The following is a 24,113-nucleotide window of genomic DNA, read 5'->3' as shown; positions in this document are numbered from 1 at the left end:
AGCAGCGGAGCGTCGTTGAACAGGGGGGATGATCAGGAACGGTAGTCGGCGTTGATCGACACGTAGTCGTGCGAGAGGTCGCAGGTCCACACCGTGGCTTCGGCATTGCCGCGGCCCAGCGCGATGCGCACGGTGATCTCGGCCTGCTTCATCACGCGCTGGCCATCCTCTTCGCGATAGTCGGGGTTGCGGCCGCCGTCGCGGGCCACCCAGACGTCGTCGAGCCACAGGTTGACGCGGTCGACATCGAGATCGTCCACGCCGGCATAACCGACGGCAGCCAGGATACGGCCCAGGTTGGGGTCCGAGGCAAAGAACGCCGTCTTGACCAGCGGCGAGTGGGCCACGGCATAGGCGATCTGGCGGCACTCGGCCACGTCCTTGCCGCCTTCCACGCGGATGGTCATGAGCTTGGTGGCGCCCTCGCCGTCGCGCACGATCATCTGCGCGAGTTCCTGCGCCAGGCTGGTGACAGCGTCGCGCAGCGCCTCGAAGGCCGCGCCTTCGGCGCGCTCGATGGCGGCGCCCGACTTGCCCGTGGCGATCAGCACGAAGGAATCGTTGGTCGAGGTATCGCCGTCGATCGTGATGCTGTTGAACGAGTGGTCGGCAGCATGCGACACCAGCGCCTGCAGCACCGGCTGGGCTACGCCCGCGTCGGTGGCGATAAAGCCGAGCATGGTCGCCATGTTCGGGCGGATCATGCCGGCGCCCTTGCTGATGCCGCTCAGCGTGACCGTCTTGCCGTCGATCTGCACCGTGCGCGACGCCGCCTTGGGCTGCGTGTCGGTGGTCATGATCGATTCGGCGGCGGCCAGCCAGTTGTCGGCCTTCGCGTTGGCCACAGCGGGTGCCAGGCCTGCCAGCAGGCGGTCCATCGGCAACTGCTCGAGAATCACGCCGGTTGAGAACGGCAGCACCTGCTGCGCGGCGATACCCAGCTGGCCGGCCAGCGCATCGCAGGTGGCGCGGGCGTTGGCCAGGCCGGTCTCACCGGTGCCGGCATTGGCGTTACCGGTATTGATCACCAGCGCGCGGATGCCCTTGCCACCGGCCAGGTGCTCGCGGCATACCTGTACGGGGGCCGCGCAGAAGCGGTTGCGCGTGAACACGCCGGCCACGGTGCTGCCTTCCGCCACGCGCACGACCAGCACGTCCTTGCGGTTGGCCTTGCGGATACCGGCCTCGGCCCAGCCGAGTTCGACGCCGGCAACGGGTTTCAGGTTTTCTGCCTGCGGCAGCGGAAGATTCACGGGCATATCGGTTCCTGTCCTGTAGTCCTGCTTGATCTGTCTGTTCAGTCGTCAGACGAACATGCCCGCTTGGCGCGGGCATGTCGTTACCTCTTCGCCCCTTGCGCCGTGGCGGCAAGGGCTGTCGTGCTTGGTCCGGCTGGCGCCAGGCTCAGCTCAGCTTGCCGTGGCACTGCTTGAACTTCTTGCCCGAACCACACGGGCAAGGATCGTTGCGGCCCACCTTGGCCATCCCGGCCGCCGCCATTTCCGCAGCAGCCACGGCGGCGCCGGTGCGCGGCGACGGCGCGTCTTCCACGGGCTCGCGGCCCTCGGCGAACTCGTCGTGCTTGTACTGCACGTTCTCCAGGTGCGACAGGCCTTCCTCGATCTGCTCCGAAGCCTGTTCCAGCTCTTCCGGCGACTGGATCTGCACGTTGAAGGTCACGCGCGTGACTTCGTTCTTGATCACGTCGAGCAGGCGCGCGAACAGTTCGAACGACTCGCGCTTGTACTCCTGCTTCGGGTCCTTTTGCGCATAGCCGCGCAGGTGGATGCCCTGGCGCAGGTGGTCCAGCGCGGCCAGGTGCTCGCGCCAGTGCGTGTCGATGCTCTGCAGCATGACCGAGCGCTCGAAACCGGCAAACGATTCGCGGCCCACGATGGCGACCTTGCCTTCGTAGCGCTCCTCGGCGGCTTTCAGGGTCATGTCGAGGAGTTGTTCGTCCTCGATGCTCTGGGCGCCTTCGATGGTCTGTGCCAGCGGCAGCTCCAGGCCCCAGTCGTCGCGCAGGCGCGCTTCCAGGCCAGTGATGTCCCACTGCTCTTCCATGGTCTCGGCCGGCACGTGCTCGCGGAACAGCTCGATCAGCACGCTTTCGCGCAGGTTCTTGACCATTTCGCCGACGTCATTGGCTTCCAGCACGTCGTTGCGCAGCTTGTAGATTTCCTTGCGCTGGTCGTTGGCGACGTCGTCGTACTGCAGCAGCTGCTTGCGGATGTCGAAGTTGCGGCCTTCCACCTTGCGCTGCGCCGATTCGATCGAGCGCGTGACGATGCCGGCTTCGATCGGCTCGCCCTCGGGCATCTTCAGGCGTTCCATGATGGCGCGCACGCGGTCGCCCGCGAAGATGCGCAGCAGCTGGTCGTCCAGCGACAGGTAGAAGCGCGACGAACCCGGGTCGCCCTGGCGGCCGGCGCGGCCGCGCAGCTGGTTGTCGATACGGCGCGATTCATGGCGCTCGGTGCCGACGATATGCAGGCCGCCCGCGGACTTGACCTGTTCGTGCAGCGACTGCCATTCGTCTTTCAGCTGCTGGATGCGCGCAGCCTTGTCGGCGTCGGACAGGTTGGCGTCGACCTCGATGAACCCGGCCTGCTTCTCCACATTGCCGCCGAGCACGATGTCGGTGCCCCGGCCCGCCATGTTGGTGGCGATGGTGATCATCTTCGGGCGGCCGGCCTGGGCGACGATCTCGGCCTCGCGCTCGTGCTGCTTGGCGTTGAGCACCTGGTGCGGCAGCTTTTCCTTGTTGAGCAGGTCCGACAGGTATTCGGAGGTCTCGATCGAGGTCGTGCCGACCAGCACCGGCTGGCCACGCTCGAAGCAGTCGCGGATGTCGCGCACGACGGCGGCGTAGCGCTCCGTCGAGGTCTTGTAGATCTGGTCCTGCAGGTCCTTGCGCTGGGCCTGGCGGTTGGTCGGGATCACCACCACTTCCAGGCCATAGATCTCCTGGAATTCGTAGGCTTCCGTATCGGCCGTGCCGGTCATGCCGGCCAGCTTGGTGTACATGCGGAAGTAGTTCTGGAAGGTGATGGTCGCCAGCGTCTGGTTTTCCTGCTGGACGGACACGCCTTCCTTGGCTTCCACGGCCTGGTGCAGGCCGTCGGACCAGCGGCGCCCGGTCATCAGACGGCCGGTGAATTCGTCGACGATGACGACTTCGTCGTTCTGCACCACGTAATGCTGGTCACGGTGGAACAGGCTGTGCGCGCGCAGGGCGGCGTACAGGTGGTGCATCAGCGTGATGTTCTGCGGTGCGTAGAGCGACTCGCCCTCGCCGATCAGGCCCTGCTGCGCCAGGATCTCTTCCGCTTTTTCGTGTCCGGCCTCGGTCAGGTAGACCTGGTGGCCCTTCTCGTCCACGAAGTAGTCGCCCGGCTTTTCCACGCCCGTGCCGTCGGCCTTTTCCTCGCCGATCTGGCGCTCGAGCAGCCTGGGGATGCCGTTCATGCGCTGGTAGAGGTCGGTCTGGTTCTCGGCCTGGCCCGAGATGATCAGCGGGGTGCGGGCCTCGTCGATCAGGATCGAGTCCACCTCGTCGACGATCGCGTAGTTCAGCGGACGTTGCACGCGCTGCGACGGGTCATAGACCATGTTGTCGCGCAGGTAGTCGAAGCCGAACTCATTGTTGGTGCCGTAGGTGATGTCCGCGTTGTACGCGGCCTGCTTCTGGTCGTGCGCCATCTGCGACAGGTTCACGCCCACCGACAGGCCCAGGAAGTTGTACAGGCGGCCCATCCACTCGGCGTCGCGCTGGGCCAGGTAGTCGTTGACGGTCACCACGTGCACGCCCTTGCCGGTGATGGCATTGAGGTACACGGCCAGCGTCGCGGTCAGCGTCTTGCCCTCGCCGGTGCGCATTTCGGCGATCTTGTTGTCATTGAGCACCATGCCGCCGATCATCTGCACGTCGAAGTGGCGCATCTTCATGACGCGCTTGCTCGCTTCGCGGCACACGGCAAACGCCTCTGGCAGCAGCGCCTCGAGCGATTCGCCGCCGGCGTGGCGCTGCCGGAAGGTCTCCGTCATGCCGCGCAGGTCGTCGTCGGAGAGCTGCTCGAACTTGGGCTCCAGCGCGTTGATCTGCTCCACCGTGCGGCGGTATTGTTTGATCAGCCGCTCGTTGCGGCTGCCGAAGACTTTCTTGAGAAGGCCCGTGATCATCGAGTGCTTTCACCTGCGCGGACCGGTCCGGCGACCCGCGTACGGGCGGCCCCGGCCGTGCCAGGCATGGATAGATTGGCGCGAAACGCCGAGTTTATCATGTGCCGGGGTCGCGGCCGGGACGGGACGTGCCGTCTTGCCAAAGCCGCGCGGGTCCCGGCGGGACGTTGATTTATCTGCAGATCGGGATGGATCGGCAAGGTTCAATCGGAGGCCCCCGGAAGTGCGCTTCCGCGGGCGTGGCCGGCCCTCCACATGGGCCAGCAATCCGGGGCGCGCCAGGGGCCAGCTTGCTAGAATGCCCGCATGCGCCTGTTCACCCACCACGCCCTGCAGACACCGGCGGCCAAGCCCCTGAACGACTGGCTGGCCAAGGCCGGCCCGGTTTCCGCGCTGATGCAGGCCGCGCGGGAACTCGCGTCGCTGGAAGCGCAGGTGCTGTCGCTGCTGCCGCCGACCATGCGCAACGGCATTGCCGTCGCCGGGGTCAAGCGCGATGGCCGCGGACCGCAACAGGAACAGGTCCTGCTGTTGCTGGCCGCGCACGGCGCGGCGGCCGCGCGGGTGCGCCAGGTCGTGCCGACATTGCTGACCCGCCTGCAGGAGCGGGGTTCGCAGGTGACAGCAATCCGGGTACGGGTACAACCCGAAGCGACGCGCCACAGCGACTGGGACACCGGCCCCGTGGTGCGGCCGCGGACCAACGGACAGATGTCGGCGGTCGGGCTCGCCAGCCTGGACGATCTGGCGCGCAGCTTGCCGCCGTCGCCGCTGCAGGATGCGTTGAAGACCCTGCTGTCGCACCATCGGCAGGATCACAGAAACAAAAAACCGGCCTAGGCCGGTTTTTTGTTTCCACGCGTGCCGCGATCAGGCAAACGCGGGCTGGACCTGCGGCAGGAACGCGGCGGGTGCGTCCTCGACACGGTCGAATGTGACCAGTTCATAGGCTTCCTGGTCCGCCAGCAGCGCGCGCAGCAACTGGTTGTTCAGGCCGTGGCCCGACTTGTGCGCGACATAGGAAGCGATCAGCGGATGGCCGACCACGTACAGGTCACCGATCGCGTCCAGGATCTTGTGGCGCACGAACTCGTCGCCGTAGCGCAGCTCTTCGTTGTTGAGCATGCGGTGCTCGTCCAGCACGATCGCGTTGTCCAGGCTGCCGCCACGGGCCAGGCCCATTTCGCGCAGCGCCTCGACCTCATGCGCAAAGCCGAAGGTCCGGGCACGGGCGATCTCGCGCACGTAGCTGGTGTCGGCAAAGTCGATCGCGAAGTTCTGGCCGGTCTTGTCGACTGCCGGATGGCGGAAATCGATCGTGAACGACAGCTTGAAGCCGAAGAACGGTTCCAGGCGCGCCAGCTTGTCGCCCTCGCGCACTTCCACGGCCTTCTTCACCTTGATGAAACGCTTGGCGGCGTTCTGCTCTTCAATGCCGGCCGATTGCAGCAGGAACACGAACGATGCCGCGCTGCCGTCCATGATCGGAATTTCCTCGGCGTCGACGTCGACATAGAGGTTGTCGATGCCCAGGCCGGCGCAAGCGGACATCAGATGCTCGACCGTGGAAACGCGCGCCCCATCCTTCTGCAGGACCGAGGCCAGGCGCGTGTCGCCGATGGCGCTGGCGGCCACGGGAATTTCCACGGCTTCGGGCAGGTCCACGCGGGTGAACACAATACCGGTGCCAGCCAGGGCCGGCCGCAGGGTCAGCGTCACTTTGCGACCCGAGTGCAGACCGATACCGACCGTCTTCACCAGGGACTTGATAGTGCGCTGTTTGAGCATGGCGGCCTCAATATTATTAAAACCTATCAGGTTTTCTTAGTCGATTAAGTGATTTTACCACTGCTAGGGAAATCCCGCTAAGCCTCTTTGTTTCGGTGTGTTAATCCATGCACATGAAGTTGCAGATACCGCACACCTAGTTGAGGATTTGTGTCAGGCGCGCAACGTCTCCAGCATGGATTCCGCACTGCTGACCTTGAATTCGCCTGGCGCTTCGACTTGCAGGTGGGTCACCACGCCATCGTCCAGCACCATCGCGTACCGCTTTGAGCGCACGCCCATGCCGCGCGCCGAGAGGTCCTGGTCCAGGCCAAGCGCACGGGTCCATTCTGCGCTTCCGTCGGCCATCATGCGCACCTTGCCTTCGGTGTGCTGCTCGCGGCCCCAGGCGCCCATCACGAAGGCGTCATTGACCGACACGCACCAGACCTCATCCACGCCCGCGTCGCGCAGCGACTGCGACTCGGCGACATAGCCAGGCACGTGCTTGGCCGAGCAGGTCGGCGTGAATGCCCCGGGCAAGGCAAAGACCACGATCTTGCGGCCCTTGACCAGGTCCGACACGCGGAAGGCATTGGGACCCAGCGAGCAGCCTTCGCTCTGGGTATCGAAGAATTCTTGCAGCGTGGCGTCCGGGACGCGTTGTCCGACAGCGATCATGGTGATTGGCAACCTCAGGAAGGGAGAAAGCGGGGAAAGCCTGCCGGCAATCATAGGCTCCCGGGCGCGCTCGTCCAAGACCGATGACATCCGGTGGCAATTCGATACAGCTTGCTACAAAAACGTCCGCGCGACGCGCCTTGCAGCGCGCCGCGCGGACGACGGCACATCCCGACCGGGAGGGCGGGAACCAGTCCGGGGAGGCGGCCAGCGGCCGCCCGTCCCGGCGACAGGATGTGAACGGAGGCGGTTCAGCGCGGACGCGGCATCACCGGCAGCCCGGGCGGTTTACACGGTCCATGCAAGGCACGCGCGGATAGGGAGCGCTCGTGCTTCGCGACAAGGACGCGCAAGCCGTCAGGGATCGGCCCTGCGATGCTGGATCCGGCCGTCCCGGCTCAGTCTGCCTGCTTGCGCAGGAAGGCCGGGATGTCGTACGTATCGACACCCTTCTCCTGCAGCGCAGCCACGTGGGCCGACGCCGATTCACGCGAGCTGCGCCACACGGCCGGCGTATCCAGGCCGCTGTAGTCCGGCGAGCTGTGCTGCACGGCGGCTGCAGCCATGCCGGCCATCATCTGCACCGGGATGTTGTCGGTGCCGGTCTTGAGCAACGTCATCGGCTGCTGCTTCTTGGCCGAACGGCCCAGGCCCGTCGCCACCACGGTCACGCGCAGGGCATCGCCCATGGCGTCGTCATACACCGTACCGAAGATCACGGTCGCGTCTTCCGCGGCGTAGCTGCGGATGGTGTTCATGACTTCCTTGGTTTCCGACAGCTTGAGCGAACGGCTGGCGGTGATGTTGACCAGCACGCCGCGCGCGCCGGACAGGTCCACGCCTTCCAGCAGCGGGCTGGCCACGGCCTGCTCGGCTGCCAGGCGGGCACGATCCACGCCCGACACGGTCGCCGTGCCCATCATGGCCTTGCCCTGCTCGCCCATCACCGTCTTCACGTCTTCGAAGTCGACGTTCACCAGGCCGTCCACGTTGATGATTTCGGCAATGCCGGCCACGGCGTTGTGCAGCACGTCGTCCGCGCACTGGAAGCACTTGTCCATCTCGGCGTCATCGCCCATGACTTCGAAGAGCTTCTCGTTGAGCACCACGATCAGCGAATCGACCGAGCTTTCCAGCTCGCTCGAACCGTGTTCGGCCACCTTGGCGCGGCGTGCGCCTTCGAAGTCGAACGGCTTGCTGACCACGCCCACGGTCAGGATGCCCATTTCCTTGGCCACCTGCGCCACGATCGGCGCGGCGCCGGTACCGGTGCCGCCGCCCATGCCGGCAGTGATGAAGACCATGTGGGCGCCGCGCAGTGCATCCGCGATCTGCTCGCGGGCCTGCTCGGCGCAGTTGCGACCGACTTCCGGCTTGGCACCAGCGCCCAGGCCGGAATTGCCCAGTTGCAGCACGCGCGAAGCGGTCGAACGCTTCAGTGCCTGCGCGTCGGTGTTCATGCAGATGAATTCCACACCCTGCACGCCGCGGCTGATCATGTGCTGCACGGCATTGCCGCCCGCGCCGCCCACGCCCACCACTTTGATGATGGTGCCGTCCATCACTTCCGTTTCGATCATGTCAAAGTCCATCACTGCCTCCGAGAAAAATCAGTCCCCAGACTTTGCAGCCTCCCCGCCGCAACCCCTGGTTCCTGAACAAGAAACCGATTAAATGAAATTGTTGCCATCAACGCGCCATCTCTGCCGTGGTAGACACGATCGTCAAGACAGCGCGACTTTCCTTTCCATCAGACAAGCTTCGCGTCAGAAGTTGCCGACAAACCATTCCTTCATGCGGCCCCATACCTGCTTGACCGAGCCGCTCTGCACCGCCACCTTTCGTCCGCGCATGCGTTGCACGCGCCCTTCGAGCAGCAGGCCCATCACCGTGGCATAGCGCGGGCTCTTCACGACCTCGTGCAGATTGCCGCGGTACTCCGGCACGCCCACGCGCACCGGCTTCAGGAAGATGTCCTCGCCAAGCTCCACCATGCCCGGCATCATCGCCGTGCCGCCGGTGATCACCACGCCCGACGACAGCAGCTCTTCGTAGCCCGATTCACGCACCACCTGGTGCACCAGCGAAAACAGTTCCTCGATGCGCGGCTCGATCACCGCCGCCAGCGCCTGGCGCGACAGCGTGCGCGTGCCGCGGTCGCCCACGCCGGGCACTTCGATCATGTCTTCCGGATCGGCAATGGCCTGCTTGGCAATGCCGTACTGCATCTTGATGTCCTCGGCATCGGGTGTCGGCGTGCGCAGCGCCATGGCGATGTCGTTGGTGATCTGGTCGCCGGCGATGGGGATCACGGCCGTATGGCGGATCGCGCCCTCGCTGAAGATGGCGATATCGGTGGTGCCGCCGCCGATGTCGACCAGCACCACGCCCAGTTCCTTCTCGTCCTCGGTCAGCACCGCCAGGCTCGAAGCCAGCGGCTGCAGGATCAGGTCATGCACTTCCAGGCCGCAGCGGCGCACGCACTTGACGATGTTCTGCGCCGCGCTGACCGCGCCGGTGACGATATGCACCTTCACTTCCAGCCGGATGCCGCTCATGCCGATCGGCTCGCGCACGTCTTCCTGGCCGTCGATGATGAATTCCTGCGTCAGGATGTGCAGGATCTGCTGGTCGGTCGGGATATTGACCGCCTTGGCGGTCTCGATCACGCGCGCCACGTCGGTCTGCGTGACCTCCTTGTCCTTGATGGCCACCATGCCGCTGGAGTTGAAGCTGCGGATATGGCTGCCGGCGATGCCGGTGAACACTTCGGCAATCTTGCAGTCGGCCATCAGCTCGGCCTCTTCGAGCGCCTTCTGGATCGACTGCACGGTGGCCTCGATATTGACCACGACCCCTTTTTTCAGACCCTTGGACTCCGACTGGCCCATCCCGATCACCTCGTAGCTGCCATCGGGGCGCAGTTCCGCCACCACGGCCGCCACCTTCGAGGTGCCGATATCGAGACCGACCAACAGGTCCTTGTATTCCTTGCTCATCGGGTTTTCTCCGCCTTGCTCTTCAGTCGCGTCGGATTGTTGTTGGAAGTACCTATTGCCGTGGTGCCCGTGCCTGCTGCCCTGGCCTTCGCCGCGGCCGCGGCCTGCGCGTCGGTCAGGAACCTGGCGCTGGCTGTGCGGATCGAGAACCCGTTCGGGTAGCGCAGGTCCGCGTAGTCGATCTGCTTGCCCCACTGCTCGGTGACCTGCGGCCACGCGGCAACGAAACGCTTCACGCGCTGCTCCATCGCGGCGCGCTCTTCGTCGTTCTGCTCGCGGCCCAGCTCCACGACCATGCCGTTCGACAGCTTCGTGCGCCAGGCATAGCGGCCGGACAGTGCCACCGCCATCGGCTCGGCCTTGAGCGGCTTGAACCATTCGCGCATGACCTCGAGCTTCTCGATCACGTCGCCTTCGCTGTCGGGCGGACCATCGAGCGCCAGCAGCTGTGCGTCTTCCTCGGCCTCGGCCGTGTTGGCGACGAACACTTCGCCATAGGTGTTGACCAGCCTGCCGCTGTCGGCCGGGCCCCAGGTGCCCAGCGCTTCGTGTTCTTCGACTTCCACGGTCAGCCCGTTGGGCCATTCGCGCCGCACGCTCGCGCGCCGCACCCAGGGCACGGATTCAAACACCTGCCGCGCCGCGTTCAGGTCCAGCGTGAAGAAGTTGCCGGTCAGCTTGCCCACTGCATTCGACCGCACGCTGGGCGCGTTGACGTGGCGCAGCGCGCCGCCGTCCATCGGCGCCACCTCGACATGGGTGATGGCGAACACGGGCCGCTGCGCCAGCCACAGCAGACCGGCCGCGAGCGCCATCAGCGCCACCAGCGCGTAGAGCGCGGAGGCGATCAGGTTGAGCAGGCGAGCGTTATGCCACATGGTGCGAGTTCGTCCGGTACAGTCTTGCCAGGGTTATTCGGGTTTCCAGTGTTCGTTCGGATGCAGGTCCAGCGTTGCGGCGGCCACCACCTGCATGACGAAATCCTCGTAGCTGATGCCAGCCGCGCGCGCGGCCATCGGCACCAGCGAATGGCCGGTCATGCCCGGCGAGGTATTCATTTCAAGCAGGAAAGGCTTGCCGTCGGCGCGCAGCATCACGTCCGCGCGCGCCCAGCCACGGCAACCCAGCACGCGGTAGGCCTGCACCGCCAGTTGCTGCACCTCGCGCTCGACCTCAGCGCTCAGGCCTGACGGACACAGATATTGGGTATCGTCAGTAAAGTACTTATTTTGATAGTCATAGTTCGAATCCGGCGCAACGATGCGGATCACCGGCAGCGCTTCGGCCGTGGCGCCCTCCCCCACCAGCGGGCAAGTCAGCTCGGCCCCGTCGACAAAGGTCTCGGCAATGACGTCGTTGTCCAGCGCGGCCGCCTTCTCGAATGCCTCACGCATTTGCGACGCGTCGGTGACCTTGCTCAGGCCGATCGACGAGCCTTCACGCGCCGGCTTGACGATCAGCGGCAGGCCCAGGTCGGCCACCACGGCATTGAAGTCGGTGTCGGCGTGCAGCATGGCAAAGCGCGGCGTCGGCAGGTCATGCGTCATCCACAGGCGCTTGGTCGCTTCCTTGTCCATGGCCAGCGCCGAGGCCAGCACGCCGCTGCCGGTGTACGGCACGCCGAGCTGTTCCAGCAGGCCTTGCATGGTGCCGTCTTCGCCGTAGCGGCCGTGCAGCGCGATAAAGACGCGGTCGAAGCCGGCCGCGGCCAGTTCGGCGACGCCCTGCGTGGCCGGATCGAAGCCATGTGCATCTACGCCGCGCGATTGCAGCGCGGCCAGCACGCCGCTGCCGGACATCAGCGAAATCTCGCGTTCCGCCGAGCGGCCGCCGAACAGCACGCCGACCTTGCCGAGCGCCTTCGGGTCGATCTTGGGATTGGCAACGAAGCTCATGCCACACCTCCCGCCTGCAGCGGCTGCTGGTGCGAGACCACTTGTCCCGGCACCGCGCCGATCGTGCCGGCCCCCATGGTCACGACCACATCGCCGGGCCGGGCGGCACTCATGATGGCCTGCGGCATCTCTTCCATCTGCTCCACGAATACAGGTTCGACCTTGCCTGCCACACGCAGGGCACGGGTCAGCGCGCGGCCATCGGCCGCGACGATCGGCGCTTCGCCGGCGGCATAGACCTCGGCCAGCAGCAGCGCGTCAACGGTGCCGAGCACCTTGACGAAATCCTCGAAACAATCGCGCGTCCGCGTGAACCGGTGCGGCTGGAACGCCAGCACCAGGCGGCGGTCCGGGAACGCGCCACGCGCGGCGGCGAGCGTGGCGGCCATTTCCACCGGGTGGTGGCCGTAGTCGTCCACCAGCGTGAACGTACCGGTGCCGTCGGCCGTGGCGACTTCGCCGTAGCGCTGGAAGCGGCGGCCGACGCCGTGGAATTCGCGCAGCGCCTTGACGATGGCGGCATCGGGCACTTCGAGTTCGGTGGCGATGGCGATCGCGGCCAGCGCGTTCTGCACGTTGTGCAGGCCCGGCAGGTTCAGCACCACGTCCAGCGGCGGCTCCGAATGGCCGTTGAGATAGCGCAGCACGGTGAAATGCATCTGGCCGTCGACGGCGCGCGCGTTGACCGCGCGGATCTGCGCATCTTCGGCAAAACCGTAGCGCACCACGGGCTTGGACACGAACGGCAGGATCTCGCGCACGTTCGGGTCATCCACGCACAGCACGGCGATGCCGTAGAACGGCAGGCGCTGCGTGAATTCGATGAACGCCTGCTTGAGCCGCGCAAAGTCGTGCCCGTAGGTGTCCATGTGGTCGGCATCGATATTGGTGATGACCTCGATGACCGGGAACAGGTTGAGGAACGATGCGTCGGATTCGTCCGCCTCGGCCACGATGAAGTCGCCGGTGCCCAGGCGCGCGTTGGCGCCCGCGGAATTCAGCCGGCCGCCGATCACGAAGGTCGGGTCCAGCCCGCCCTCGGCCAGCACCGAGGCCACCAGGCTCGTGGTGGTGGTCTTGCCGTGCGTGCCGGCAATGGCCACGCCCTGCTTCAGGCGCATCAGTTCGGCCAGCATCACCGCGCGCGGCACCACCGGGATGCGCCTGGCGCGGGCGGCCAGCACTTCGGGGTTGTCGCCGCTCACGGCGGTGGAAACCACCACGGCATTGGCGCCGGCGATATGGGCCGCGTCATGACCGTGCATGACCGTGGCGCCGAGCGAGGCCAGGCGCCGCGTGGCGGCATTGCTGCCCAGGTCGGAACCCGAGACCTTGTAGCCCAGGTTCAGCAGGACCTCCGCGATGCCGCTCATGCCGGCGCCGCCGATGCCTACGAAGTGGATGTTCTTGACGATATGCTTCATTGAGTCACTACATGTATGGGGCTTCAGTCCCTGGCCATCTGACTGCATACCTCGGCTACGCGCCGGGTTGCCTCAGGCTTGGCCAGTCCGCGCGCCAGGCGCGCCATGTCTTTCAGTTGCGGCCGGTTCAGGCTGGCGATGGTTTGCGCCAGCCCGTCCGCCGTCAGTTCTTTTTGCTGCACGAGCAGGGCTGCGCCCTGCTTCGCCAGGAATTCCGCGTTGGTCGTCTGGTGATCGTCCACCGCATGCGGGAACGGCACGAACAGCGCCGCCACGCCGGCGGCGGCCACTTCCGAAACCGTCATTGCACCCGCGCGGCAGATCACCAGGTCGGCGTCGGCATATGCCTTCGCCATGTCTTCGATAAAAGGCACGGTCTGTGCAGACACCTGCGCGGCGGCATAGTTCGCGCGCAATGTGTCGATCTGCTTCGCACCGGCCTGATGCGTGACCACCGGACGCTGCGCTTCAGGCAGCATGGCGATGGCCTTCGGCACGACGTCGTTGAGCGCCGCGGCGCCCAGGCTTCCACCCACCACCAGTACGTTGAGCGGACCGGTGCGCTGGTCATAGCGTGCCTCCGGCCCGGCCATGTGGGCGACTTCGTCGCGCACCGGATTGCCGGTCCACTCGCTGCCGGGCAGCGTGTCCGGGAACGCGCACAGCACGCGGTCTGCCACCTTGGCCAGCACCTTGTTGGCCAGGCCGGCGATGGAGTTCTGCTCGTGCAGCACCAGCGGGCGCCCGAGCAGCGAGGCCATCATGCCCGCCGGGAACGTGATATAGCCGCCCATGCCCAGGACCACGCTCGGCCGCACGCGGCGCAGCGCGCCGAGGCTTTGCCAGAACGCGCGCAGCAGGTTCAGCGGCAGCAGGAACTTGGTCACCAGGCCCTTGCCACGCAACCCGCCGAACTGGATGAACTCCATCGGGATATCGTGCTTCGGCACCAGCGTGGCTTCCATGCCCGTGCGGTTGCCCAGCCAGACCACCTTCCAGCCCTGCTCGCGCAGCGCGTGCGCGACCGCCAGCCCCGGGAACACGTGTCCCCCGGTGCCGCCGGCCATCACGAGCAGGGTGCGCTGCTGCGTCATACCTTCCCTCCACGCATCAGCACGCGGTTTTCATAGTCGATGCGCAGCAGGATCGCCAGCGCCACGCAATTCATCAGGATGCCCGAGCCGCCATAGCTGACCAGCGGCAGCGTCAGCCCCTTGGTCGGCAGCAGGCCCAGGTTCACGCCCATATTGATAAAGGTCTGCCAGCCGATCCACACGCCGATGCCCTTGGCCACCAGGCCGGCAAAGGTGCGATCGAGCTGCAGCGCGATGCGGCCGATGCCGAACGCGCGGCGCACCAGCCAGTAGAACAGGATGATCACGACCAGCACGCCCACGAAGCCGAATTCCTCGCCGATCACGGCGAGGATGAAGTCGGTGTGCGCCTCGGGCAGGTAGTGCAGCTTCTCGATGCTGCCGCCCAGGCCGACGCCGGTCCACTCCCCGCGCCCGAAGGCGATCAGCGAGTGCGTGAGCTGGTAGGCCTTGCCGAGCGCGTTGCTCTCTTCCCACGGGTTCAGGTACGCAAAGATCCGCTCGCGCCGCCATGGCGACGCCGTGATCAGCAGCGCGAACGCGCCGACTGCCACGCCGACCAGCCCCGCGAACAGCTTGCCGTTGATGCCGCCCAGGAACAGGATGCCCATGGCCACCGCGGCGATCACCAGGAACGCGCCCATGTCGGGCTCGAGCAGCAGCAGCATGCCGACCACCACCACGGCCACGCCCATCGGCAGGAAGCCCTTGGCCACGGTCTGCATCCATTCCTGCTTGCGCACGGTGTAGTTGGCCGCGTACAGCACCACCGCGAGCTTCATCAGCTCCGACGGCTGGAAATTCATGATCCCCAGCGGAATCCAGCGGCGCGCGCCGTTCACGCCCTTGCCGACGAATGGCACCAGCACCACCACCAGCATCAGGAGCGCGATGATGAAGAGCTTGGGCGCGTAGCGGTCCCACACCTTGACCGGAATCTGGAACGCCGCGAGTCCGACCGACAGCCCGATCAGCAGCGCGAACAAGTGCCGGACCAGGAAGTGGCTTTCGCGATAGTTGGCGTAGCGCGGCGAGTCCGGCAGCGCGATCGACGCCGAGTAGACCATCACCAGGCCGAGCGCGAGCAGCACGATCGCCACCCACAGCAGGGGCTGGTCGTACTCCATCATGCGCGAACGGGTCGGCTTGACGCCGGATACCGCATCACGCAGGCCACCCCAGGCGTTGCCGATGGTGGCGCCGATGAAACCGCTGCGCTTGACCTGCGAGTCACTCATGGCATGATCCCCCGCGACAGGGCCAGTTCTTCCACCGCGGCGCGGAACACTTCGGCGCGGTGCACGTAGTTGCGGAACATGTCCAAGCTGGCACAGGCCGGCGACAGCAGCACGACATCGCCGCTCTCTGCCAGCTCGGCAGACTTGTTGACGGCTTCTTCGAGCGTGGCGGCATCCAGCAGTGAAGCGCCGCTACCCTGGAGTGCGTCGCGCAGCTCGCCGGCGGCACGGCCGATCAGCACCACCGCGCGCGCGTACTGCGCCACCGGCGCGGCCAGCGGCGAGAAGTCCTGGCCCTTGCCTTCGCCGCCGGCGATCAGCACGACGCGCTTGTCCAGGCCGGACAGCGCGGCCACCGTGGCACCCACGTTGGTGCCCTTGCTGTCGTCGAAATACTCGACGTCGTCGATGGTGGCGACCCACTCCACGCGGTGCGGCTCGCCACGGTATTCGCGCAGGCCATGGAGCAGCGCGTTGAGCGGCAGGTCGATGGCACGGCACAGCGCCAGCGCCGCCATGGCGTTGGTGGCGTTGTGCATGCCGCGGATATGCAGCGCATCGGCCGGCATCAGCCGCTTGTGGCGCACCGGCACGGCTTCCTGCTCGGCGGCGGCCTTGCGGCGGCGGGGCTTGTTCTCCGCTTCCGCTTCCGTATCGGTTTCGGCCAGCACCAGCCAGGGCATGCCGCCCTCGCGCAGCACGCCAAAGCTGCCTGGCGTCTCGGGCAGGTCGATGCCGAACGTCACCGGCGCCGTGCCCGGACGGGCCATGTCCATGGTCAGGCGGTCATTGCGGTTCAGCACCTGCACGCAGGCCGTGCCGGCCGGGCCGAAGATGCGCGCCTTGGACGCGGCATAGGCTTGCATCGAGCCATGCCAGTCCAGATGGTCTTGCGTGACGTTGAGCACGGTCGCCGCGTGCGGCGCCAGCGTGTGCGTGGTTTCGAGCTGGAAGCTCGACAGCTCCAGCACCCACACGTCCGGCAGCGTGACCGAGGCGATGCAGGCCGACAGCTTGTCCAGCGCCGACGGGCTGATATTGCCCGCTACCGCCACGCTCTTGCCGGCCCGCTCGACCAGCCGGCCGGTCAGCGCCGTGGTGGTGGTCTTGCCGTTGGTGCCGGTGATGGCCAGCACCTTCGGTGCGTAGCCCGACTCGGCCTGCAGGTGCGCGAGCGCGCGCGCGAACAGTTCGATCTCGCCCCACACGGGGATGCCGCGCGCACGCGCGGTATCCAGCAGCGCGCCGGTGTCGGCCTCGAGCGGCGGCAGGCCCGGGCTGATCGCCACCATGCCGATGCCGTCGAGCAGGCTTTCGGCAAATGCGCCGCCCACGAACTCGGCCGTCGTCAACTCGGCCTGCAGGAAGACAAGGTTGGCGGGGGCCTCGCGCGTGTCGGCCACGCGCACCGCGCAGCCGTTCAGGCCACACCAGCGCGCCATGGCCAGCCCCGATTCGCCGAGGCCCAGTACCAGCACATGAGGTTTTTGCAGCTCGCCAAACACTTCGTATTCCCGCCTTTTGAGTTCAGTAATCCAGTTGTCTAAATAACCCGCGCCCGCATCAGCGCAGCTTCAGCGTCGACAGCCCGATCAGCACCAGCAGCATGGTGATGATCCAGAAGCGCACGGTGACCTGCGTCTCCTTCCAGCCGCTCAGCTCGAAATGGTGGTGCAGCGGCGCCATGCGGAAGAGCCGTCGCCCTTCGCCATAGCGGCGCTTGGTGATCTTGAACCACGTGACCTGCAGCATCACCGACACGGTTTCCACGACGAAGATGCCGCCCATCACGAACAGCACGATCTCCTGCCGCACGATCACTGCCACCGTGCCAAGCGCGCCGCCCAGCGCCAGCGCGCCGACGTCGCCCATGAACACCTGCGCCGGGTGCGCGTTGAACCAGAGGAAAGCCAGCCCCGCACCGGCCAGTGCCGAGCAGAAGATCAGCAGTTCGCCCGCGCCGGGGATATGCGGGAACAGCAGGTACTTGCTGTAGACCGAGCTGCCCATCACGTAGGCAAACACGCCCAGGCCACCGCCGACCAGCACGACCGGCATGATCACCAGGCCGTCCAGGCCATCGGTCAGGTTGACCGCATTGCTCGACCCGACGATCACCAGGTACGTCAGCACGATGAAACCGGCCACGCCCAGCGGGTAGCTGATTTCCTTGAAGAAGGGCACGATCAGGTTCGACTTGTACGGCATGTCCAGCGACAGCCCGCCCTCGACCCAGTTCAGGAACAGTTCCCAGACGCGAACGTTGCTGCTTTCCGAGACCGAGAAGGCCAGGTAGACCGCGGCCACCAGCCCGATCAAGGTCTGCCAGAAGAACTTCTCGCGGCTCGACATGCCGCGCGGGTCGCGATAGACCACCTTGCGGTAGTCGTCGACCCAGCCGATGGCGCCATAGCCGAAGGTGACCAGCATCACCACCCAGATAAAGCGGTTGCCCCAGTCGCACCACAGCAGCGTCGAGATGGCGATGGAGACGAGCACCAGCACGCCGCCCATGGTCGGGGTGCCGGACTTGACCAGGTGTGTCTGCGGGCCGATCGTGCGCACGGCCTGGCCGACCTTCAGTTCTGTCAGCTTGCGAATGACCCACGGACCGGCCGCCAGGCCGATCACCAGCGCGGTGAGGTTGGCCATCACCGCGCGGAAGGTCAGGTAGTTGACGACCCGAAGGAAGCTGTAATCGTTTTGCAGCCACTGGGCCAGAGCCAATAACATCGTGTCTTCTTACTTAGTTTGCGGAAGTGTTTGCGACCAGCGCATCCACCATCCGTTCCATGCGCATAAAGCGCGATCCCTTCACCAGCACGGCGCCAGCCCCGGCCACCATGCCCCCTGCGTCTTCCTCCAGCGCCCGGACGAGATCCTCCGCCCGGCCGAAATGCCTGCCCTGCGCGCCGAATGCCTGCACGGCGTGCGGCGCCAGTTCGCCGATCGCCCACAGCGCCTCGATGCCGCACGCGTGCGCGTAGGCGCCGATCTCCGTGTGGAAGGCCGGTCCCTGATCGCCCACTTCGCCCATGTCGCCCAGCACCAGCAGGCGCGGCGCGGCAAACCCGGCCAGCACGTCGATGGCGGCGCGCATGGAATCGGGGTTGGCGTTGTAGGTGTCGTCGATGACCACGGTGCCGCCCGGCGTGTGCTTGACCTGCAGGCGGCCCTTGACGGGCTTGAACGCCGCCAGGCCTTCCTGGATCGCCGGGACCTGCACGCCGGCCGCCAGCGCACAGGCCGTTGCGGCCAGTGCATTGCGCACGTTGTGCGTGCCGAGCAGTCCGAGGCGGACCTCGAAGGCATGGCCCGGCGCGCGGACCTGCATCACCTGGACGCCGTCGACCAGCGCCACGGTGGCATGCACGTCCGCCTTGGGCGTGGTGCCGAAGCTCAGCACGCGGCGCGCTCCGGCAGCGTTGCGCCACACCGCGGCGTGCTGGCCACCGCTTTCCTCGTCGAGCGGAAACACGGCCACGCCGTCGGCAGGCAGCGCGGCAATCGCCGCTGCGTGCTCGTGGGCCACCGCTTCCACGCTGACCATGAATTCCTGGTGCTCGCGCTGGGCGTTCGTGACCACGGCGACGGTCGGCTGGGCGATGCCAGCCAGGTAGACCGTCTCGCCCGGATGGTTCATGCCGAGTTCGAGCACGGCGAGACGGTGCGACGCGCGCAGGCGCAGCACCGTCAGGGGCAGGCCGATGTCGTTGTTCAGGTTGCCGCCGGTCGCCAGGCGCTGGTCTTCGCCCACGGCCGCGGCGAAGATGGCCGCGATCATTTCCTTGACCGTGGTCTTGCCATTGCTGCCCGTCACCGCTACCGCCGGCAGTGTGAACTGGCGGCGCCACCCGGCGCCGAGTTCGCCGAGCGCGATGCGCGTGTCCGGTGCGACGATCGCCGGCACGCCGGCATCGACCTCGCGGCTCACCAGCACGGCGACAGCGCCGCGCGCGACCACGTCGGCAATGAAATCATGCGCGTCGAAACGCTCGCCCTTGAGCGCGACAAACAGGTCGCCCGGCTCGACCGTGCGGCTGTCGGTGTGCACGCGGGCAAAGCCCTGCGCGCCATCGCCCAAAACACGCGCGCCGGCAATCCAGCCGGCGGCTTCCTGCAAACTGGTCATTACTGGATGGCTCATGCCGATACCCCCCGCGCGGCGAGGGCCAGACGTACGTGCTCGCGGTCCGAGAACGGCCGCTTGCGGCCATGGCTCTCCTGCGTGGCTTCATGGCCCTTGCCGGCCACCAGCACCACGTCGGCACCGGCCGCGTGCTTGATTGCATAAAGAATGGCGGCGGCGCGATCTTCGATCTGGCGCCCGCGCGCGCGGTCGGCCATGCCGTCGGCAATGGCGTCGAGGATGTCCTGCGGCTCCTCGCTGCGGGGGTTGTCGCTGGTCAGCACGATCTCGTCGGCGAGGCGTTCCGCCACCGCGCCCATCAGCGGACGCTTGATCGGATCGCGGTCGCCGCCGCAGCCGAACACGCACCACAGGCGCCCATTGCGCGCCTGGGCCACCGGGCGCAACGCTTCGAGCGTCTTTTCAAGCGCGTCGGGCGTGTGCGCGTAGTCGACCACGGCCAGCGGGCTGTCCTGGCCGCCGTGGACGCCGAACAACTCCATGCGGCCGTCCACAGGCGCGAGTGCGCGCAATGCGGCCAGCGCGGCATCCCAGGCCACTCCATTGGCCAGCGCCGCCCCCAGCACCGCCAGCAGGTTGCTGACATTGAACGCGCCGATCATCGGCGTCGCCACGTCGGCACTGCCGAAGCTGCCATCGATATGGAAAGCGGTGCCGGTTGCCGTCGCACGGACGCCGGTGGCGCGCAACCAGCGCCCACGCGTGCCGCTGACCGACGCGCCCGCCGGTCCGTCGATGCCGTACTCGATCACGTGCGGCGCGCGGATGGCCGCGCCATTGGACGCCAGCAACCGCCGGCCCATGCCGTCATCGCGATTGATCACGGCGGTGCGCAGGCCGTCCCAGCCGAACAGGCGCGCCTTGGCGGCCTCGTACTCGGCCATGGTGCCGTGGTAGTCGAGGTGATCCTGGGTCAGGTTGGTCAGGACCGCAACCGAGAAATGCGTGCCGGCCACGCGCTCCTGCTCGAGTCCGTGCGAGGAGACCTCCATCGCCACCGCGCGTGCACCGGCATCGTGCAGGCTGGCCAGGCTCGCCTGCAATTGCACGGCGTCGGGCGTGGTGAAGCCGGTCGGCTGCAGCGCATCCGGGAAACCGGTGCCGAGCGTGCCGATGGTCGCGCACGGCGTGCCGGTGGCCTGCAGCACCCGCGCCAGCCACTGGCTGCACGAGGTCTTGCCGTTGGTGCCAGTCATGCCGGTCACCGCGAGCCCCCGCGCAGGATTGCCGTGCCAGCCGGCTGCGATCGGACCGGCCAGCTGATGCAGGTTCTCCAGCGCCAGGTGCGGGACCGTGTCACCGAAGGTCCAGTCGTAGCCATCGGCCTCATAGACGATGGCGCCAGCGCCGGCGGCGATGGCTTGGGCGATATGCGGGCGGCCGTCGGTGGACAGACGTTCATTGCCTAGCACGTAGGCGAAGAAGACATCGCCGCGCGCCAGCCGGCGCGTGTCGCCGGTCAGCTGCGCATTGGCCGGCACCTTGGTACGCAGCCAGGCCAGCGCGTCGCTGGCCTGTGCGGCGATCTCGAGCGGGAGCAGCGGCTTGGCCGTCATTGCGTCGAGCTCCACGGTTCGCTTTCCTGCACCTTGTCGCTGACCACCAGCTGGCGGATCGGCGAATCGGGCTGGACGTTCAGGGCGCGCAGCGTGCCGCCGGTGATGGCGGCGAAGACCGGGCCGGCCACGGCGCCGCCGTAGTGGCTGCCGGCGGTCGGCTCGTCCACGCTGACGGCCACGATCACACGCGGGTTGGACATCGGCGCCAGGCCGATGAACGAGGCGCGGTACTTGCTGCGGTTGTAGCCGCGGCCTTCGTGCTTGTACGCGGTACCGGTCTTGCCGCCGACGCGGTAGCCCATCACCTGCGCTTCCGGCGCGGTGCCGCCCGGCGCGGTCACGGTTTCGAGCATGCCGCGCACGTCGCGGGCAACCTGCGGCGACAGGATGCGCTCGCCGGTGACGGGACCGTTGGTGCGGAACATCGACACGGGAATGATCTCGCCGTCATGGGCGAAGATCGTGTAGGCATGCGCCATCTGGAACAGCGACACCGACAGGCCGTAGCCGTAGGACATCGTGGCCTGCTCGATCGGGCGCCAGCTCTTGTACGGCCGCACGCGGCCCGCCACGGCGCCCGGGAAGCCGATCTTCGGCGCCTGGCCCAGGCCCACGCTGGTGAACATGTCCCACATTTCCTGGGGCTTCATCATCATCGCGATCTTGGTCGTGCCGATATTGCTCGACTTCTGGATCACGCCGCCCACGGTCAGCGCGCCGTAGTTGTGGGTGTCGCTGATGGTGGCACCTTCGAAGTTGTACTTGCCGGTGGTGATGATCACCGTCGACGGGGTCACGCGCTTGAGCTGCAGGGCCAGGCCGATCGAGATCGGCTTCATCATCGAGCCCGGCTCGAAGGTGTCGGTCAGCACGCGGTTGCGCAGCTGCTCGCCCGACAGCCGGGTGCGGTCGTTCGGGTTGTAGGTCGGCCAGTTGGCCAGCGCCAGCACCTCGCCGGTCTGGGCGTCGAGCACCACCGCGCTGGCGGCCTTGGCCTTGCTGCGCTCGACCACCGCCTTCAGTTCGTTGTAGGCCAGGTACTGGATCTTGGCGTCGATCGACAGCTGCATGTCGGCGCCGTCGCGCGGCGTCTTGATGATGCCGACGTCCTCGACCACGCGGCCCAGGCGGTCCTTGATCACCTGGCGCGCGCCGGCGCGCCCGGCCAGGCCGGCTTCGCGCGCGAGCTCCACGCCTTCCTGGCCGCGGTCCTCGACATTGGTGAAGCCGACGATGTGCGCCATGGCCTCGCCTTCGGGGTAGAAGCGCTTGTATTCGCGAGTCTGGTGGACGCCTTCGATCTTGAGCGCGGCAATCTTCTCCGCCACGTCCGGCTGCACCTGGCGCTTCAGGTAGACAAAGCTCTTGTCTTCCGACAGCTTGCGCCCCAGGTCCTTCTCGGACATGTCGAGCAGCTTCGCAAGCTGGCGGATCTTGGCGGCTTCGACCTGGTTCGGCACGTCTTCGGGCACGGCCCAGATCGCCTTGACCGGCAGGCTGGTGGCCAGCACCAGGCCGTTGCGGTCCAGGATCTTGCCGCGCGTGGCGGGCAGCTCGAGCGTGCGCTGGAAGCGCTTCTTGCCTTCCGCTTCGTAGAACTGGTTGCCCGGGCCCTGGATCCACAGCGCGCGCACGGCCAGCGCCACGAACGCCGCGAACATCAGGAACACGACGAACTTGGAGCGCCACATCGGCAGGCGCAGGCCCAGCACGGGGCTGGCCGAGAACTGGCCGGTGCGCGGACGGGAGTTATTCGGGCGGTTGCGCGAGGGGGCGCCGTTGCGGGGCATGTTCATGGACGTTCCTCCCCGGCGGGAACCGATGCGGCCGCCGCGGGTGCCGGCGCCGCCTGCGGCAGCACGATACCCGAGAGGTACTGGGTCCTGCCCGCCATGACCGGCGCCATGTGCAGCTGGGTACGCGCGGCCTCCGCAATGCGCGCGCTCTTGCCCAGCGCGCTTTGCTGGTATTGCAGCCGCGACCAGTCGACGTCGAGCTGCTTCTCCTCGGACTGTGCGCGTTCCATCGCCACAAACAGCGTGCGCGCCTGGTGCTGCGCGCTCACCAGCGAGAGCGCGCAGAAGATCAGCGCGGCGAGCAGGAAGAAGGTCAGGCGATTCATGCCGGCCGGCCTCCCTGGCCCGGTACGGCCGGCGCCAGCTTCTCGGCCACGCGCATCACGGCCGAGCGCGCACGCGGGTTGTCGGCAACCTCCTGCGCGCCGGGCTTGACGCGGCCCAGCAGGCGCAGCGTCGGCTGCGGCAGGTCGGCCGCGCGCAGCGGCGCGCGGCGCAGCGCCGGATCGGCATCCTGCTGGGGACGGGCGTGCGCCGCCATGAACCGCTTGACGATGCGGTCCTCCAGCGAATGGAAGCTGATCACCACGAGGCGGCCCCCTACCTGCAGCAGGTCATAGGCGGCCTTCAGCCCTCTTTCGAGGTCCTCAAGCTCTTGATTGATGTGAATCCGTAGAGCCTGAAAGGTGCGGGTCGCAGGGTCCTGACCCTTCTCGCGTGTTTTGACGGCTTTCGCCACGAGCGCGGCAAGGTCGGCAGTAGTGGCGAGAGGTCCGCCATCGCCGGGTTCGCGCCGGCGAGCAACAATCGCCTTTGCAATCTGTACAGCAAACCGTTCTTCCCCATAGTCTCGTATCACCCTGGCAATGTCGTGCTCTTCCGCCTGCGCCAGCCACTGGGCGGCAGTGATGCCGCGCGTGGTGTCCATGCGCATGTCCAGCGGGCCCTCGAAACGAAAGGAAAACCCCCTCGCCGCCTCGTCGATCTGGGGCGAGCTGATCCCCAGGTCGAGGAGCACGCCAGCCACATGGCCACGCCCGGCCAGGCGCTCGCCCATGGCTGCAAAGCTCTCGTGCTCAATGGAGAAGCGGGCATCCTGGATGGTGCCCGCTTCTGCGATTGCTGCTGGGTCCTTGTCGAATGCGACGAGCGCCCCGTCTGGCCCCAGCCGGGCCAGAACCGCCCGGCTGTGCCCTCCCCTGCCGAAGGTGCCGTCCACGTAGGCGCCGTCCGGGCGCCAGACCAGCGCCTCGACGGCCTCGTCCAGCAGCACGGTGCGATGGCGCAGGGCGGGGGTTGCCGGCGATCCGGTAGGACTCATGACCTTG

19 protein-coding genes are annotated in these 24,113 nt (G+C 66.9%); 1 reads left to right on the top strand and 18 read right to left on the bottom strand.

From position 1 onward, the window contains the following. Nucleotides 1–32: 32 nt before the first annotated feature. Both argJ and secA read right to left on the bottom strand, forming a co-directional pair. Nucleotides 33–1,259: a bifunctional glutamate N-acetyltransferase/amino-acid acetyltransferase ArgJ gene (gene argJ / locus AC3FKH_RS03430; RefSeq protein WP_483709412.1), complete on the bottom strand. Its 1,227-nt coding sequence runs from the start codon at nucleotides 1,257–1,259 to the stop codon at nucleotides 33–35. Between the two features lie 145 nt (nucleotides 1,260–1,404). After that, a complete protein-coding gene (secA, locus tag AC3FKH_RS03425) occupies nucleotides 1,405–4,182 on the bottom strand; it encodes a preprotein translocase subunit SecA (protein ID WP_488672955.1) in 2,778 nt (925 codons plus the stop codon). 306 nt (nucleotides 4,183–4,488) lie between these two features. Here secA and AC3FKH_RS03420 point away from each other — a divergent pair, with 306 nt between their 5' ends. After that, the gene (locus AC3FKH_RS03420) at nucleotides 4,489–5,022 is read left to right on the top strand and encodes a DciA family protein (RefSeq protein WP_488672953.1); all 534 of its coding nucleotides are present in this window, start codon (nucleotides 4,489–4,491) and stop codon (nucleotides 5,020–5,022) included. Nucleotides 5,023–5,052: 30 nt separating this feature from the next. On the opposite strand, the gene lpxC is transcribed toward AC3FKH_RS03420, so the two are convergent. The 16 genes from lpxC to rsmH form a co-directional block, all read right to left on the bottom strand. Continuing rightward, nucleotides 5,053–5,970 (bottom strand): UDP-3-O-acyl-N-acetylglucosamine deacetylase, encoded by a 918-nt coding sequence (lpxC, locus tag AC3FKH_RS03415; protein ID WP_488672951.1) that lies wholly within the window; start codon nucleotides 5,968–5,970, stop codon nucleotides 5,053–5,055. A gap of 153 nt (nucleotides 5,971–6,123) precedes the next feature. Then, a complete protein-coding gene (locus tag AC3FKH_RS03410) occupies nucleotides 6,124–6,630 on the bottom strand; it encodes a peroxiredoxin (protein ID WP_488672949.1) in 507 nt (168 codons plus the stop codon). A 398-nt stretch (nucleotides 6,631–7,028) separates the two neighbouring features. Then, nucleotides 7,029–8,222: a cell division protein FtsZ gene (ftsZ, locus tag AC3FKH_RS03405; protein ID WP_483709419.1), complete on the bottom strand. Its 1,194-nt coding sequence runs from the start codon at nucleotides 8,220–8,222 to the stop codon at nucleotides 7,029–7,031. A gap of 174 nt (nucleotides 8,223–8,396) precedes the next feature. Then, nucleotides 8,397–9,629, bottom strand: a complete 1,233-nt coding sequence (gene ftsA / locus AC3FKH_RS03400) for a cell division protein FtsA (RefSeq protein WP_483709421.1) — start codon at nucleotides 9,627–9,629, stop codon at nucleotides 8,397–8,399. Next, a complete protein-coding gene (locus AC3FKH_RS03395; RefSeq protein ID WP_488672948.1) occupies nucleotides 9,626–10,507 on the bottom strand; it encodes a cell division protein FtsQ/DivIB in 882 nt (293 codons plus the stop codon). Before AC3FKH_RS03395 ends, ftsA begins: the two co-directional genes overlap by 4 nt. A 33-nt stretch (nucleotides 10,508–10,540) precedes the next feature. Then, nucleotides 10,541–11,524: a D-alanine--D-alanine ligase gene (locus AC3FKH_RS03390; RefSeq protein ID WP_488672946.1), complete on the bottom strand. Its 984-nt coding sequence runs from the start codon at nucleotides 11,522–11,524 to the stop codon at nucleotides 10,541–10,543. Further along, entirely contained in the window at nucleotides 11,521–12,948 is a 1,428-nt protein-coding gene (gene murC, locus AC3FKH_RS03385) for a UDP-N-acetylmuramate--L-alanine ligase (RefSeq protein WP_488672944.1), read from the bottom strand. The genes AC3FKH_RS03390 and murC overlap by 4 nt, the downstream gene beginning before the upstream one ends. 23 nt (nucleotides 12,949–12,971) lie before the next feature. Next, the gene (murG, locus tag AC3FKH_RS03380; protein ID WP_488672942.1) at nucleotides 12,972–14,042 is read right to left on the bottom strand and encodes an undecaprenyldiphospho-muramoylpentapeptide beta-N-acetylglucosaminyltransferase; all 1,071 of its coding nucleotides are present in this window, start codon (nucleotides 14,040–14,042) and stop codon (nucleotides 12,972–12,974) included. Further along, nucleotides 14,039–15,280 carry a putative lipid II flippase FtsW gene (gene ftsW, locus AC3FKH_RS03375; RefSeq protein WP_488672941.1) on the bottom strand — a complete coding sequence of 414 codons (1,242 nt, stop codon included), beginning with the start codon at nucleotides 15,278–15,280 and terminating at the stop codon, nucleotides 14,039–14,041. The genes murG and ftsW overlap by 4 nt, the downstream gene beginning before the upstream one ends. Next, nucleotides 15,277–16,785: a UDP-N-acetylmuramoyl-L-alanine--D-glutamate ligase gene (gene murD, locus AC3FKH_RS03370; protein ID WP_488672939.1), complete on the bottom strand. Its 1,509-nt coding sequence runs from the start codon at nucleotides 16,783–16,785 to the stop codon at nucleotides 15,277–15,279. Before murD ends, ftsW begins: the two co-directional genes overlap by 4 nt. A 58-nt stretch (nucleotides 16,786–16,843) precedes the next feature. Then, nucleotides 16,844–18,013: a phospho-N-acetylmuramoyl-pentapeptide-transferase gene (mraY, locus tag AC3FKH_RS03365; protein WP_483709429.1), complete on the bottom strand. Its 1,170-nt coding sequence runs from the start codon at nucleotides 18,011–18,013 to the stop codon at nucleotides 16,844–16,846. Nucleotides 18,014–18,026: 13 nt separating this feature from the next. Then, nucleotides 18,027–19,427: a UDP-N-acetylmuramoyl-tripeptide--D-alanyl-D-alanine ligase gene (locus AC3FKH_RS03360; protein ID WP_488672937.1), complete on the bottom strand. Its 1,401-nt coding sequence runs from the start codon at nucleotides 19,425–19,427 to the stop codon at nucleotides 18,027–18,029. Next, entirely contained in the window at nucleotides 19,424–20,986 is a 1,563-nt protein-coding gene (locus AC3FKH_RS03355) for a UDP-N-acetylmuramoyl-L-alanyl-D-glutamate--2,6-diaminopimelate ligase (protein WP_488673826.1), read from the bottom strand. Before AC3FKH_RS03355 ends, AC3FKH_RS03360 begins: the two co-directional genes overlap by 4 nt. Then, on the bottom strand, nucleotides 20,983–22,785 hold the full coding sequence (locus tag AC3FKH_RS03350; RefSeq protein WP_488672936.1) for a peptidoglycan D,D-transpeptidase FtsI family protein: 1,803 nt from the start codon (nucleotides 22,783–22,785) through the stop codon (nucleotides 20,983–20,985). Before AC3FKH_RS03350 ends, AC3FKH_RS03355 begins: the two co-directional genes overlap by 4 nt. Beyond that, complete coding sequence (gene ftsL, locus AC3FKH_RS03345) at nucleotides 22,782–23,111, bottom strand: cell division protein FtsL (protein ID WP_488672934.1); 330 nt, start codon at nucleotides 23,109–23,111, stop codon at nucleotides 22,782–22,784. The genes AC3FKH_RS03350 and ftsL overlap by 4 nt, the downstream gene beginning before the upstream one ends. Then, nucleotides 23,108–24,106: a 16S rRNA (cytosine(1402)-N(4))-methyltransferase RsmH gene (gene rsmH / locus AC3FKH_RS03340; RefSeq protein ID WP_483730452.1), complete on the bottom strand. Its 999-nt coding sequence runs from the start codon at nucleotides 24,104–24,106 to the stop codon at nucleotides 23,108–23,110. Before rsmH ends, ftsL begins: the two co-directional genes overlap by 4 nt. Nucleotides 24,107–24,113 lie beyond the last annotated feature (7 nt).

The sequence above is a fragment of the Cupriavidus sp. 21MJTG02-4 genome, assembly GCF_057798975.1.
This window is presented reverse-complemented; position numbering and strand designations above follow the sequence as displayed.

Bases quoted from the DNA above. Each gene is read 5' to 3' on its own strand.
- AC3FKH_RS03350 (WP_488672936.1), bottom strand. From the start codon at position 22,785: ATGAACATGCCCCGCAACGGCGCCCCCTCGCGCAACCGCCCGAATAAC.
- argJ (WP_483709412.1), bottom strand. From the start codon at position 1,259: ATGCCCGTGAATCTTCCGCTGCCGCAGGCAGAAAACCTGAAACCCGTT.
- AC3FKH_RS03360 (WP_488672937.1), bottom strand. From the start codon at position 19,427: ATGAGCCATCCAGTAATGACCAGTTTGCAGGAAGCCGCCGGCTGGATT.
- AC3FKH_RS03395 (WP_488672948.1), bottom strand. From the start codon at position 10,507: ATGTGGCATAACGCTCGCCTGCTCAACCTGATCGCCTCCGCGCTCTAC.
- ftsZ (WP_483709419.1), bottom strand. From the start codon at position 8,222: ATGGACTTTGACATGATCGAAACGGAAGTGATGGACGGCACCATCATC.
- AC3FKH_RS03355 (WP_488673826.1), bottom strand. From the start codon at position 20,986: ATGACGGCCAAGCCGCTGCTCCCGCTCGAGATCGCCGCACAGGCCAGC.
- murC (WP_488672944.1), bottom strand. From the start codon at position 12,948: ATGAAGCATATCGTCAAGAACATCCACTTCGTAGGCATCGGCGGCGCC.
- AC3FKH_RS03390 (WP_488672946.1), bottom strand. From the start codon at position 11,524: ATGAGCTTCGTTGCCAATCCCAAGATCGACCCGAAGGCGCTCGGCAAG.
- ftsA (WP_483709421.1), bottom strand. From the start codon at position 9,629: ATGAGCAAGGAATACAAGGACCTGTTGGTCGGTCTCGATATCGGCACC.
- mraY (WP_483709429.1), bottom strand. From the start codon at position 18,013: ATGTTATTGGCTCTGGCCCAGTGGCTGCAAAACGATTACAGCTTCCTT.
- rsmH (WP_483730452.1), bottom strand. From the start codon at position 24,106: ATGAGTCCTACCGGATCGCCGGCAACCCCCGCCCTGCGCCATCGCACC.
- murG (WP_488672942.1), bottom strand. From the start codon at position 14,042: ATGACGCAGCAGCGCACCCTGCTCGTGATGGCCGGCGGCACCGGGGGA.
- AC3FKH_RS03420 (WP_488672953.1), top strand. From the start codon at position 4,489: ATGCGCCTGTTCACCCACCACGCCCTGCAGACACCGGCGGCCAAGCCC.
- secA (WP_488672955.1), bottom strand. From the start codon at position 4,182: ATGATCACGGGCCTTCTCAAGAAAGTCTTCGGCAGCCGCAACGAGCGG.
- ftsW (WP_488672941.1), bottom strand. From the start codon at position 15,280: ATGAGTGACTCGCAGGTCAAGCGCAGCGGTTTCATCGGCGCCACCATC.
- AC3FKH_RS03410 (WP_488672949.1), bottom strand. From the start codon at position 6,630: ATGATCGCTGTCGGACAACGCGTCCCGGACGCCACGCTGCAAGAATTC.
- lpxC (WP_488672951.1), bottom strand. From the start codon at position 5,970: ATGCTCAAACAGCGCACTATCAAGTCCCTGGTGAAGACGGTCGGTATC.
- ftsL (WP_488672934.1), bottom strand. From the start codon at position 23,111: ATGAATCGCCTGACCTTCTTCCTGCTCGCCGCGCTGATCTTCTGCGCG.